Source organism: Candidatus Nitrosotalea sp. FS (assembly GCF_011319475.1).
GTDB lineage: Archaea > Thermoproteota > Nitrososphaeria > Nitrososphaerales > Nitrosopumilaceae > Nitrosotalea.
Genome location: NZ_RCMC01000239.1, coordinates 39,734 through 53,062, shown reverse-complemented (window position 1 = coordinate 53,062; position 13,329 = coordinate 39,734). Strand labels below are relative to the sequence as shown.

Annotated in this window: 11 protein-coding genes and 2 tRNA genes; 11 read left to right on the top strand and 2 right to left on the bottom strand. The window is 38.3% G+C overall.

The features are described from left to right. Window positions 1-22 precede the first annotated feature (22 nt). The 7 genes from hyfB to DYY66_RS09145 all read left to right on the top strand — a co-directional run bounded on the left by hyfB (window position 23) and on the right by DYY66_RS09145 (window position 8,670). Complete coding sequence (gene hyfB, locus DYY66_RS09175) at window positions 23-2,068, top strand: hydrogenase 4 subunit B (RefSeq protein ID WP_166288454.1); 2,046 nt, start codon at window positions 23-25, stop codon at window positions 2,066-2,068. Next, window positions 2,061-3,002 carry a respiratory chain complex I subunit 1 family protein gene (locus tag DYY66_RS09170; protein ID WP_255496410.1) on the top strand — a complete coding sequence of 314 codons (942 nt, stop codon included), beginning with the start codon at window positions 2,061-2,063 and terminating at the stop codon, window positions 3,000-3,002. Before hyfB ends, DYY66_RS09170 begins: the two co-directional genes overlap by 8 nt. A gap of 8 nt (window positions 3,003-3,010) precedes the next feature. Beyond that, the gene (locus DYY66_RS09165; protein WP_166288451.1) at window positions 3,011-3,676 is read left to right on the top strand and encodes an NADH-quinone oxidoreductase subunit K; all 666 of its coding nucleotides are present in this window, start codon (window positions 3,011-3,013) and stop codon (window positions 3,674-3,676) included. Next, window positions 3,676-5,169: a hydrogenase 4 subunit F gene (locus DYY66_RS09160; RefSeq protein WP_166288448.1), complete on the top strand. Its 1,494-nt coding sequence runs from the start codon at window positions 3,676-3,678 to the stop codon at window positions 5,167-5,169. The genes DYY66_RS09165 and DYY66_RS09160 overlap by 1 nt, the downstream gene beginning before the upstream one ends. Then, on the top strand, window positions 5,166-6,776 hold the full coding sequence (locus DYY66_RS09155; protein ID WP_166288445.1) for an NADH-quinone oxidoreductase subunit C: 1,611 nt from the start codon (window positions 5,166-5,168) through the stop codon (window positions 6,774-6,776). The genes DYY66_RS09160 and DYY66_RS09155 overlap by 4 nt, the downstream gene beginning before the upstream one ends. Then, window positions 6,773-7,564, top strand: coding sequence for an NADH-quinone oxidoreductase subunit B family protein (nuoB, locus tag DYY66_RS09150; protein ID WP_166288442.1), 792 nt, complete (start codon window positions 6,773-6,775; stop codon window positions 7,562-7,564). The genes DYY66_RS09155 and nuoB overlap by 4 nt, the downstream gene beginning before the upstream one ends. 257 nt (window positions 7,565-7,821) lie before the next feature. Beyond that, window positions 7,822-8,670, top strand: a complete 849-nt coding sequence (locus DYY66_RS09145) for an SDR family oxidoreductase (protein WP_166288439.1) — start codon at window positions 7,822-7,824, stop codon at window positions 8,668-8,670. 1,670 nt (window positions 8,671-10,340) lie between these two features. Here DYY66_RS09145 and DYY66_RS09135 read toward each other — a convergent pair. After that, a tRNA-Ala gene (locus tag DYY66_RS09135) sits at window positions 10,341-10,412 on the bottom strand. Window positions 10,413-10,496: 84 nt separating this feature from the next. Between DYY66_RS09135 and DYY66_RS09130 the strand changes: the two genes are divergently transcribed. From DYY66_RS09130 to DYY66_RS09120, 3 genes are all read left to right on the top strand, one after another. Beyond that, the gene (locus DYY66_RS09130; RefSeq protein ID WP_166288433.1) at window positions 10,497-11,057 is read left to right on the top strand and encodes a thioredoxin family protein; all 561 of its coding nucleotides are present in this window, start codon (window positions 10,497-10,499) and stop codon (window positions 11,055-11,057) included. Between the two features lie 24 nt (window positions 11,058-11,081). Further along, window positions 11,082-11,169: transfer RNA gene (locus DYY66_RS09125), tRNA-Ile, on the top strand. A gap of 112 nt (window positions 11,170-11,281) precedes the next feature. After that, on the top strand, window positions 11,282-11,632 hold the full coding sequence (locus DYY66_RS09120) for a DUF6659 family protein (protein WP_166288430.1): 351 nt from the start codon (window positions 11,282-11,284) through the stop codon (window positions 11,630-11,632). Here the strand turns inward: DYY66_RS09120 and DYY66_RS09115 are convergent. After that, complete coding sequence (locus tag DYY66_RS09115; protein ID WP_166288427.1) at window positions 11,626-12,525, bottom strand: winged helix-turn-helix domain-containing protein; 900 nt, start codon at window positions 12,523-12,525, stop codon at window positions 11,626-11,628. The two genes, DYY66_RS09120 and DYY66_RS09115, sit on opposite strands and share 7 nt — an antisense overlap. A 415-nt stretch (window positions 12,526-12,940) precedes the next feature. On the opposite strand from DYY66_RS09115, the gene DYY66_RS09110 reads away from it, so the two are divergent. After that, on the top strand, window positions 12,941-13,327 hold the full coding sequence (locus DYY66_RS09110) for a hypothetical protein (protein WP_166288424.1): 387 nt from the start codon (window positions 12,941-12,943) through the stop codon (window positions 13,325-13,327). Window positions 13,328-13,329: the final 2 nt, after the last annotated feature.

Here is a 13,329-nt window from a genome sequence, read left to right as displayed (position 1 = left end):
GGGCTTGATAAGCTGACAAAAAATGTTTAGCAATCTTGTCTTGTTCCAGATCTCAATTCTGACATTCCTAGGCGGTGCACTAGTTGGCTTGCTACTACGCAACAACAGATTTGCACGACATGCAATTTTTGGTTCTGCCATGATCGGATCTGTTTTTACAATCATGTTTTCCATTGATATCATCACGGGAAAACCCATGACGTGGATGGTTCCAAATGTGATCCCTTTCTTTGATCTTGAAATCTTTGTTGACGGAATAGCCGCATTTTTCCTTTTGATTGTAGGAATAGTTTCGTTTGCAGTATCGGTATATTCTATTGGATATTCAAAGGAATATCAAGTCAAAAAAAGAACCATGGTACTAGGATTTCTTTTCAATGTGTTCATACTTTCAATGGTTCTTGTAGTGGCATCGAACAATGCCTTTTTCTTTTTATTATTTTGGGAAGTGATGTCGCTAACATCATTCTTCCTAGTTATTTATGATCATGATAAAGAGGAAAACATCAAGTCTGGAATGACCTACCTTGTAATGACGCATTTTGGAACCGCGTTCATCTTTGCATCATTTTTGTTAGGCTACATCCAAACTGGAAGCTTTAGTTTTGATTCATTTCGTCATGATTCAGCAGGTTTTCCTTTGCTTGTAAAAAACCTTGTATTTGTTTTTGCGCTTATTGGATTTGGAACAAAGGCAGGAATGGTACCACTGCATGTCTGGCTGCCAAAGGCCCATCCGTCAGCACCAAGCAATGTTTCCGCTCTCATGTCGGCAGTTATGATAAAAATTGGCATCTATGGAATGATAAGAACGATTTTTGATTTTAGCGGATTTGGCGCCTCGCCTGATTTTGCATGGTGGGGAATGCTCCTAATCGCTTTTGGTTCTGTATCGGCTATAATTGGAGTCCTGTATGCGGTGGTAGAGCGTGACATCAAGCGAGCCCTTGCCTTTTCAAGTATTGAAAATATCGGGATAATACTAATTGGCCTTGGGCTGTCTGTAGTTTTTACATCATTTCAGCTTGCCGCATTTGCTGTGCTTGCACTGGTGGCAAGCATGTATCACACAATCAACCATGCAGTATTCAAAGGCCTGCTCTTTATGGGAGCAGGCTCTGTGGTGTCAGTAACACACACAAAAAATATCGAACATCTAGGCGGTCTTGTAAAACAAATGCCTTGGACTGCCTTGTTGTTTTTGATTGGAGCAATTTCAATTTCGGGACTTCCTCCATTTAACGGATTCATAAGTGAATGGTTTACAATGCAGTCTCTGTTGTCAAGTTATCACGTTCCATCAACCATACTCCAAATTTCTATTGCTTTTGCAAGTCTGCCTTTTGCACTGACAATAGGAATTGCGGCTGCAACATTTGTCAAACTGTTTGGTATGACATTTCTCTCCAAGGCAAGAAGTAAGTTTGCCATAAACATCAAAGAGGTTCCACACAGCATGATTTTGGGAATGTCAATTCTTGCTGCAGTCTGTGTATTGTTTGGTGTTGCACCATATCTTGGTACATCCTTGATATCTACTGCATTCCACATGCCTTCTCAACCGTCAAGTCCATTTGATTCCATAGCAATTCAGAACAGTTCTGGCAAAAGTTTTGCAAATCTTTCCATGCCTGTTGTTGTGATTATGCTCTCATCAGTCTCAATTGCAATCTTTGGCTTTATTCGTGTATTGAGCGGTAATACCAAAAAGACCAAGTACGGAACCTGGGATTGTGGATTCGGTAGCCTCAATGAGAGAATGGAGTATACTCCGACATCTCTTTCACAGCCAATACGTACAGTCTTTAAGGTTTTTTTTAGGCCCCATAATCAAACCGAGAAAGAATCTTTTGGAGAAAACCCTTACCAACTAAAGACTATAAAAATTGAAACTGCAATAAAAAATATTTTCGAAGATCTACTTTATACTCCGATAGTTTCTTCATTTGTTTTCTTTTTTGACAAGGTGCGCAGGCTCCAGACTGGAAAGATAAACGCATACCTGCTTTACATCATGATAACACTCGTTCTACTCTTGCTATTTGTGAGGTTGAGCAATAATGCCTAGTATTACAATGATCGTAATTGGACTAGCCCAAGTACTAGTCATACTGGTACTGGCCCCACTGCTAACCGGAATAATACGAAAAACAAAGGCAAGAACACAAAAAAGAATTGGTGCTAGCGTTTTGCAACCATACTATGATCTGTTAAAACTAGTACGAAAAGATGAGATTGTGTCGGATCAAGCATCTTGGATCTTCAGGGCATGTCCATGGGTTAACTTTGCAGCAATGACAACGGCTGCATTTTTTATTCCAGTATTTTTAGTATACACACCTTTTGGACTGGTAGGTGATCTTCTTCTTGTTGTAGGACTTTTTGCACTTGGTAGATTTTTCACAATGCTTGCAGGGTTGGATGTAGCAAGCTCCTTTGGCGGACTTGGGAGCAGCAGGGAGATGATGATCTCTGCTCTTTTAGAGCCTGCACTTTTTCTGAGCATATTTGTTGTGGCAATAACATATGGTGGGACAAATTTGAGCACGCTAATTGGGGCATCTTCAAACGCGTCATTTCTACCTCATCCGCAAATCATCTTTGCCGCAATAGGCTTGTTCATCATCATACTAGGTGAGACAGGCAGATTGCCGTTTGATAATCCTGCTACACATCTTGAACTCACCATGGTTCATGAGACGATGATTTTGGAATATTCAGGTAAGAGTTTGGCCTTAATGGAATGGTCCCAGTCCATCAAACAAATCATACTTTTCACATTGATGGTAAACATCTTTGTTCCATGGGGAATTTCCTCATCCGTTTTGCTGTCCTCTCTTGCGGTAGGATTTTTAGCATTTATTGGAAAAATTTCACTATTTGGAATCTTTGTTGCTTTTTCAGAATCGTCTGTTGCAAAGTGGAGGCTCTTTAGGATACCTGACCTGATTGCAATAGCAATAGCTACTTCGATGATAGGAATAGTTCTCTGCTATCTTTAGTGATTTTTATGGAAACAATACAATTTGATGTTTTGACAATTTCTGGCGCAATACTGTTGATTGCTACGTTTGGCATTGTTGCGACACGTGGATTCATGGATTGGTTAAACGCATACCGATACCAATCAATAGTACTTTCTGGAGTAACTGCCATCATAGGATATGTTACGGGAATTTGGGAAATTTACATTGCGGCTGGCCTGACTCTGGTAATAAAATCAATCATCATTCCCAAAGTTCTAACATATGTTACAAGAAAACTCGAAATTGAATTCAAGCTTGAAACCAATCCGTATGTAAGCATTCGTGCATCAGTAATAATTTCAGCACTGCTAGTGGCTCTGTCATATTTTCTTATTCAACAAATTCCATTCAAATCTGACCAAATTGTAAACGCATACCTTCCTGTTTCAATGGCCCAGTTTTTCATCGGACTATTTGTGCTTGTAAACAGAAGGACTGTGCTAAGCCAGGTCGTAGGACTTTTGATCATAGAAAATGGGCTATTTCTCTTTGCTATGGCGTTAACACATGGAGTGTCTCTGTTAATTGAGATAGGAATATTCGTGGACATTCTTGTTGGCATTTTGATCTCTTCCATACTGCTTTTCAGAATAAGCCGTACATTTGATAGCCTAGATGTAGGCAAGCTAGAGAATTTGAGGGATGATTAATGGACACTCTCATATCTAACCTAACAATACTGTTCCTTCTTTTGCCTCCAATAGTTGGGACAGGCCTTGTGACAGTCATAAAAAAGAAAAAAATGATTGGAATCATAACCATATGCACCGCATTTCTTATTTTGATTCAGGTACTCCTTCTGGTATCAAGAATAGTGTCTGAAAAAACCATCACTGCATTTGGAAATACATTCTATGTGGATTCATTAAGTGCAGTAATTCTACTTTCAGTTTCAGTTGTAGGTTTTGTCGCCGCATTATATTCTAAAAACTATATGGGCAGACAGTATGACAACGGTACAGTAGACGACAAACACATTGTAAGATACTATCAAGGCTTCAATGTGTTTTTGCTAACCATGCTTGTGGTTCCAATAGCAAACAACTTGGGAATAATGTGGGTGATGGTTGAAGCTACAACACTTGTATCAGTTCTGCTGATAATGCTTTACTTTAAGGAAAATGCAATCGAGGCTGCATGGAAATATCTGATAATTGCAACAGTCGGTCTTTCCTTTGCACTTATTGGAACAGTATTTTTCTATTATGCAAATATCAATGCAAATACTTCTGATGATGCCATGAATTGGACTGGAATGGTGCACAATGCAAAACTTTTTGATCCAAACTTGGTCAAAATTGCATTTGTTTTCATACTTGTAGGATTTGGAACAAAAGCTGGTCTTGCTCCGATGCACACTTGGCTTCCTGATGCACATAGTGAAGCTCCAACACCTGTAAGCGCAGTCTTGTCAGGAGTATTACTAAACTGCGCATTTTATGCCATAATTCGCTTCCATATAGTAAGCAGCGTATCAATAGGGCCAGAATTTTCGAACCAACTTTTGATAATACTTGCGGTCGTTTCTATTGGGATTGCAGCAGCATCAATTTACTTCCAAAAAGACATGAAAAGAATGCTTGCCTATTCTAGCGTAGAGCACATGGGCCTCATATCGCTTGGTATTGGCTTTGGAGGCCTGTTTGGAATCTACGGTGCATTACTTCAGATTGTAAATCATGCCATGGCAAAACCTCTGATGTTCTTTGCAAGCGGATCGGTAAGCCAGAAATATGAAGCAAAAGCCATGTCAAAAATAAAAGGAATAATCACAGTGATGCCAGTTACTGGTATTTTGTTTTTGATAGGTGGACTTGCTCTTGTAGGTATGCCACCATTCAATATTTTCTTGAGTGAATTTATGATTCTAAGTTCTGGTTTTAAGAGTGGACAGTTTGTTGCAACATCGCTGGTAATTTTATTTCTGGTCATAACCTTTGCAGTATTTTTGAGACATCTTGTTAAAATGATTTTTGGAAATCCTCTTTCAGAAATGAAAAAAGGGGAAATGGGCAAACTTGCAATAATACCGATGGCAATATTGTGCTCACTTGTAGTTATCTTTGGAATCTACATACCGACACAGTTACAGACACTGATACAGAATGCATCGACAATAATTAGCGGAGGAGGATTTGCATGAGTAACACAAATCTAGAAAATTATGCAAAAGAGATTGCAGACAAGTTTTCAAACAAAATAACAAAGGTTCGCCAAATCAATGATGAGCTACATCTCAATGCAGAATTAAATGACATGCCAAAAATATGTGATTATGTTTATAAAAATCTGAATGCAAGACTTGCAACAATAATTTGTTCTGATGAACAAAAAAATATTGGAGGATTTATAATCCGCTATGTATTTGAAAAAGATGACGGTTTTATTTTCATCATAGTTTCTACGGGTCCAAGTTTTTCTTTTCCAAGTATTGCCTTGCATGTTCCAGCTGCCGCACTTTACGAACGGGAGATAAAAGACATGTTTGGCTTGATTCCGACCGGAAATCCTGATGAAAGACCCCTAGTCTTGCATGAACACTGGCCTGATGATGTTTTCCCTCTGAGAAAGGAGTTTGAACTTGAGACAAAGGTCAAAAGACAAGAAAAAGAGTACCCGTTTTTGAGAGTCCACGGTGAGGGAATATGTGAAATTCCTGTAGGTCCTGTGCATGCTGGAATCATAGAACCAGGTCACTTTAGATTTAGTATTTTGGGAGAGAACATAATCAATCTGGAAACCCGTCTTTTTTACACGCACAAGGGAATGGAAAAACTTGCAGAATCAATGAGACTTGATGAAGCAGTACTATTGTCTGAGCGCATAGCTGGAGACGAGTCTGTGGCAAATTCATCAGCATTTTGTCAAGCAATTGAAAAGATATCTCAAGTAGAGATCCCAAAGAGGGCAAAAAAAATCAGAACTATTTTTGCAGAGCTGGAAAGAATCTATAATCACGTAGGGACATTGGCAGGAATCTCAACTGATGCAAGTTTTCCTTTTGGGGCTGCAAGACTGAATATCCTAAAAGAAAGGCTGATGCGTCTTAATGAATCACTGAGCGGAAGCCGCATTCTTTTTGGAGTCAACAGAATTGGAGGAGTACGATGCGACATAACAGATGAAAATAAAAAATTAATTCTTAAAACTCTAAGTGAAATTTCAGATGATTTTGGCAAGATCATAATACTCCTAAAATCAAAATCATCTTTCATGGACAGATTGCGCGGCACTGGAGCTATTCCAAAAAAAATTGCACATGATCTTGGAACAGTAGGGATAGTTGCTAGGTGTGTAGGAATAGAGGTTGATACAAGATACGATCATCCTTATGGAAGTTATGACTTGGACAATCACAAAACACCGCAAGAAATGATGCAACACCAAATTGCGATGGAAAAACGAACTGGGGATGCCTTGGCACGATTTGAGATACGCGTACAAGAAGTCCGAGATTCCTTTGATATGATCAGAAAATCGCTTGATCTTGAGAATGATGCGTTGTTTACAAGCATTCCAGAACGTCTTGAACCGTTCAGATCATCGCTTGGATGGGCTGAATCTCATAGAGGGCAAACACTTCACTGGGTCATGATGGGGGAGAATAACTCGATATTTAGATACAAGATTAGAACTGCCTCATTTTGTAACTGGCCTGTTATAGAGCAGGCTGTGTTAAATGATATAGTACCAGACTTTCCACTAGTCAATAAAAGTCTGGATCTGTCCTATTCGGGGAATGACCTATGATCAAGACAGCGAGAAAGGGCATAGTGGGAAATGGTATTGAGACCATCAAGAATCTGTCAGATTCTCTTTCAAGTGAAAATTATCACGGAAGCGCAATCTTTACGGCAGAGCCAACAAATGATCAAAGAAAGATACTTGAAGACATCTGTCCAACAAAGGCACTGTTTTCAATCAAAGAAAATAATGCGATGGGTTTGGATAATGGCAAATGCATCATGTGTGGTTACTGCAGCGAATCTGCACCACAAACTATCAAAATTAGCAACAAACCAGCTATTCCTGCAAAGATGAAAAGCCAGATAATTGATTATTCTAGTCCACAAACTTTGCCTTCAGAAAAATCTTATGAGCAAATTGGCAATGAATTAAAAGAAAAAATTCAAAAAATGTTTGGCAGATCACTTGCAATACGGCAGGTTGATGCTGGTTCATGCAACGGTTGTGAAATTGAAATTACCGCCCTTAACAATCCCATTTATGATATTGAACGATTTGGAATTCATTTTGTAGCTTCGCCAAGACATGCCGATGTCTTGTTGGTAACCGGACCTGCTTCAAGAAATATGGCAATTGCTCTGCTGCGAACCTATGAAGCAACGCCTGATCCAAAAATTGTAATTGCCGTAGGTGCATGTGCGTGCAGCGGCGGGATATTTGGTGATACGTATGCAACAACGGGAGGAATTGACAATGTTGTTCCAGTTGATGTCTATATTCCAGGATGTCCTCCAAGGCCTGAGGTATTACTTCAGGGACTGCTACTGGCAGTAAACAGGATGAAAACCTGAGTAAATTATTCCAAAATGAGAGGCGGTATCAAACTAATTTAAGCAAATCCGCCGAACATCCAAGTATTCTTGCAATATCTGTAAGACTAGTACAAGAATTGAAAAAAGAACAGATACTACCCACAGTAAAATAAACAGTGATACAAAAATACAACGTGATCTGAATACTGAAAATATTAACTTGCTAACAGTTAACCTACTTTCTATACCTTCACTATCGTGTTTATTACTTGCTCATGCATAATTAAAACAGAAAAATGTCAGATCACAAAGTTGCCGTAGTCACAGGTAGTGCAAGCGGAATAGGATATGAGACTGCATTAATACTTGCAAGAAATGGTTTTCGCACATTTGCTACTGTGAGAAATTTAGAAAAAGCTAAAACTCTTTCAGAAGTAGCAAAGAAAGAACAACTACAATTAAAAATTACGAAACTAGATGTCACTGACGAAAAATCTGTAAATGATGCCATTAAAAGTATAAAATCAGATGCGGGAAGAATAGATGTTCTAGTAAACAATGCAGGCTATGGTCTTGGCGGTGCACTTGAGGATGTCTCAATAAGTGAACTAAGAGCACAGTTTGAAACAAACGTCTTTGGCTTGATCAGAGTAACTCAAGCAGTTTTACCTACAATGAGAGAGCAAAAAAGCGGCATTATTGTAAACATTAGTTCAATAGGAGGAAAAATAGCATTGCCATACTTTTCTCCATACATCAGTACAAAATTTGCAGTAGAAGGTCTAAGTGAATCCATTGCATATGATCTTGAACCATTTGGAATCAAAGTTGTACTAATAGAACCTGGTGCAATTAAAACTAATTTTGATAGTGGAATGGTAATACCTGCAAAAAGTCGTGACTCAAACTCTCCATATTTTAAAAACATGCAACAACTTCTGGGCCTAATGAATTCCTTTTTACAAAATGGAAGTTTGCCTGATAAGGTTGCAAAAGTGGTACTTGAGGCAGTCACATCACAGAGTCCCAATCTAAGGTATACCGCAGGCGATGATGCTGCATTTCTTGTACAAAAAAGAAAAGAGTTGTCAGATCCAGAATTTAAAAAATTTGTTTCTGAATTTCTGAGTAAACCTAGCGCATAAGTCGTGAACGTATCTCAAGATCGCTTTTTTTAATTAGCAAAAGAGTACCGCAAAATTCGTTTAAAAAGTAAACGTGTGATTTATCAGCATGATCTAAATACTATTACGGAAAAGTGATATCAGTTGGAGCTGTCACCAAAATACTAACCGTTTTTGGTCTTAAGTTCCAATCTAAAATCTTCTTATTTTCAATTTGATCTCTCAATTATAGAACCATANAACTATCGCCTCCTGAACCTCTTCTTGTTTCATGAATTTACTCTCTTTTTTCCGAGTATCTCTTATTTATTAATTGACGATCTTTTACAATATGCCCAATCACGAACACAGAGACACACTTTCCAAGAATACGGAGTACAAATAAGATGAAAAAGGTAAATACCGCTAAACACCTTGTTTTGGCTGATGAGGACCGCAGAGCTGTGCGGTCTGATATGGGAAACAAAATGACAGAACAACTACATCAAACAACTACTGCCAAAAAACAGACAAAAAAAGAACAATTGCTTGCAAATCCAGATGTAAAGCGTTGGTTTGACAATACGGCAAGAGGAAGTGTATTGACAGCAGAAATGAGACTCCGCAGACTATCATATTTCTGCGAAGTACGCAAGATTGCTCCAATGGAACTTGCTGAGATTGCCATCAAAGATCTGCGAGTTGTGACAGACATCATCCAAGACCACATAACATGGATGGAGTCCAAGTCTCCCGGCTATATCGAAAGCACGGTGACTGCAATCAAGTCGTGGTTGCGCCACTTTGACATTGAGATAAGACGGAGAATAAAGATCAATGAAGCGGACTCGACACCAACACTTCAACACGAAAGAGTACCTGATGCAAAAGAGATTACAGAGATCTTCAACAGGGCATCTCTTCGAACATCTACAGAAATATCTTTGATTGCAAAGGCAGGTCTAAGACCACAGGTTCTAGGGAATCATGACGGAACAGACGGTCTTGTGATAAGAGACATGCCAGACATTGTAATAGAAGATGGAAAAGCAATTTGCATCTCAATGCCTCCAATAATCATAGTACGAAAGAACCTCTCAAAGGCAAGACACCAGTATGTCACCTTCCTCACAGAGAATGGCACAAGAAAACTCCTTGCATATCTCAATGACAGATTAGCAAGAAGCGAGAAGATTGGTCCTGACTCTGCTGTGATAGCTCCTGACACAAGCTACAACATTTACCGAGGAAACAATACTGGTAAGAAATTTCTTCCAACAAGAAGAATTTGCAAAAACATCAGAGAGGCTTTCAGACCAAGATTCCAGTGGAGACCATATGTGCTTCGAGCGTTCTTTGATACACAGCTATTGATGGCTGAATCAAGGGGAAAGATTGCACATGATTTCAGGGTCTTCTTCATGGGACACAGTGGAAGCATGGAAGCAAGATACACTACAAACAAAGGCGTACTTCCAAATGCTCTCATCAAAGAGATGAAAAATGCTTTCAAGCGAAGTCAGGAATTTTTGGATCTTGAAATGCAAACAGAGGAGCAGTTGAAAACACAACAAGACAACGAAACAAGAAATGCAGAACTTGTAACAAGTGAATCTGAATTCATAGAACAAACAATTCAGATTGTGACAAGACTTGATCAGGTAGAGGAATTCATTTCAAAAGGCTNACCATGAAAAGTGACCAAAAAGGAGTGGACTGGAGGTGATTTGAACCCCTGACCCCTCGCGTGCAAGGCGAGTATTCTACCGCTGAACTACCAGCCCATTACAGAATTTGAAAACCGCATAGATTTTAATTGTTGCCTTTAGGTGGCAAAGATTTTATGGATATTATTCTGTGAGATATTTATGGTATTGTTAAAATCAGAAATAGTCCTAAAAGCAGGGGACAAAGCTCCAGACTTTAACCTACTAGGAATTGACGATAAGAAACATTCTCTTTCTGAATACAAAGACTATAAAGCAAAATTGATAATTTTCATGTGTAATCATTGCCCATATGTACAGGCCAAAGTAGAAGCATTAAATGAAATCTACGACAAGTTCAAGGGAAAAATTGCAATGATAGGAATTAACAGTAACGATGCAACAAAATATCCAGATGACAGTTTTGACAGCATGAAGATATTTGCAAAAGAAAAAGGTTTAGAGTTTACATACTTGGTCGATGAGACTCAGGAGATTGCAAAAAAATACGGCGCGGTGTGTACACCAGATCCGTTTCTTTTTGACAGTGACGGAAAATTAGTTTTTCATGGAAGAATAGACAATGCAATGAAGCCAGAGGACAAGCCTACAGAGAAGACAATGATACTAAACATAGAAAAAGTTCTTTCCAAAACTAAGATAGAGAAAGATTTTGACCCATCCATGGGTTGTTCTATCAAATGGAAAAGCCAGCAGACTTAAATGACAGTCGGTAAAAAAAATTTCGGGCCGATAGCTCAGCTTGGCTGGAGCGTTCGACTGATAAAATTATTCAGATATCGAAAGGTCGTGGGTTCAAATCCCATTCGGCCCACTAGTTTTCAATCTATCTACAATAGATTTCAATAAATAGGAAGAATTTGTTACACTTTTGTTGTCAAGATTTAAGCTACCAGCATATCTTTCAGACAAGGAAGAGAACTGACATGGACAAAGACGAGATGTGTAAACAAGTTTTGGAGTTAGATTCACGAATAAGATTTGCAGGCCTGATTAATGAAAACGGCAGACTGGTGGCAGGAGGAATGAAACCAGGATTCAAGTCTTTGGAAGATTCAAGAGATGATGAAATGTTATACATGGAACTAGTTTTGAGAGCAAAAATGCGAAAGGAGTTTGACAAGGTTTTAGGTCCAGTGAAATTTGCCATGTCATACAGAGATATGTTGATCATCATGAGTTTTCCAGTAAACGAGAATATTCTTTTAATTTCAGTTGAAAAAGATATTGACTTTGCCAAACTTCCTTTCAAGATTCTAGAAATAATTCATCATTGATTCTGATAACTCTCGAATACCGTCTGACACCATTGTAACAAGGTTTCAACATCACTAGATACAAAATCCATACCAGTCTTGGTCTTTTTCACGATCTTTGTACATAATGCAAGATGAAGATTTTTTCCAAATTTTTCTGTGCTGGTATCAACTGCCTGTGAAAAGAATTTGATTTCTCCTTCTTTTGAGGAAAATATTACAATTATCATCACACCTTCACGTTTAGGCCATATCTTATTGAGAAACCTCTGCAAGTCAATGTCAAACATCACATCTATTGCAGACGACATGTCACCAAGCAGTGAAACTTTCCATTTTTCCGTACGAAGCGCAGCAGAAGCAGCCTGAGCAAAAAGTGCATTTTGATAATCAGTAGCCAAAATAACGACATTCTTTTTTGGATTCACATCTTCTTCCAAGAGACCAATCAAGGAGATTGAGGTTGAGATTATCTCATCGAGAAAATTTTTTTCAGAACGACCCATCTTTCCACCATTATAGGAACTTTCAACTGCCTCAATTGTTGGAATTATTACTTCACCCACTATCTTTGCAGGTGCAGCTCCTGAATGAAGTGAGGTTCTAATGAGAGTATGTGCTTCCCTGGCTGATCCAGCCAAGACATATTCTAGATACTTGTTTTGAACTTGGAAAAAGTCTGCTGGAAAATTGAGTTTATCCACCCCTTCTTCAATAAACCACAGATTTACACTGCCCATGTTTTTTTGTTTTATCAGTCCTTCCCCGGCAAGGATTTTTAGATATTTTGACATTGTCACACGGTTAATTCGTAGTTTTTCTGCAATTTCAATTCCTGTCAATCCAGTCTTGGCAGGACTGAGAACATCAATCAATTTTTCACGTATCTTATCTACATCATATTCACGTGCCACAAACCTTGTTTAGGTTTCTGGTATATAGCATTAATAAAATCAACAAGGACCAAGATAGGTCCTTGCTGACCGGTACTTTGGTATGGTCTGGTTGGTCCAAGTTATGTGAGCGTGGTATGTGGTATACTACTAGCGCACTATCATTACAATAACCAAAAAAGTAAATAAGAAAAACGCAGAATTGATACCAAATACTTAAAAGACTTGATCAGGATTTTTTCGGATTTTACAGGTTAGAAATTTTATCAAATTGAAAATATTAATTTATTTTTCAACATAACGTTACATAGTACCATAACATTCATCGTGTGTTTTACTGTCAATAATAGTTGAAATGAAGCTAACCATTAGTAGGAACATTTGTAGCCAAAAGTGTTAAATATTTGTACTTTAAAGTACGGTATAGGTAAGTAATATGCCAAAAGCAGGATTCAAATCAATAACAATTTCAGAGGAAGTGTACAACAGATTCCATGATACTTACAAGAAAAGCAAGCACGAACTTGCAATGAAGGGAGTAAACAGTTTTGCAGGATACATTACATTCATGATGGAAGATCTAATGCAGAAGGATGACACCTTTGCAAGATATGCTCCAAAACTTGAAAAAATTTCCGTTGATGATGACAGAGTTGTAATAAAGGACAACATCAAAAACAGAATAGCCGAAGTAGCAGTACAGAATAATGAGCTATACTGTTTACTATGTGAAGAGAAAAATTGTGTTCATGTCGGATTTGTATTTTCTCTTCCAGAGATTTACGAAGTTTTAAACGCTAGAGGAATAAAGCACCAAAGATAAAA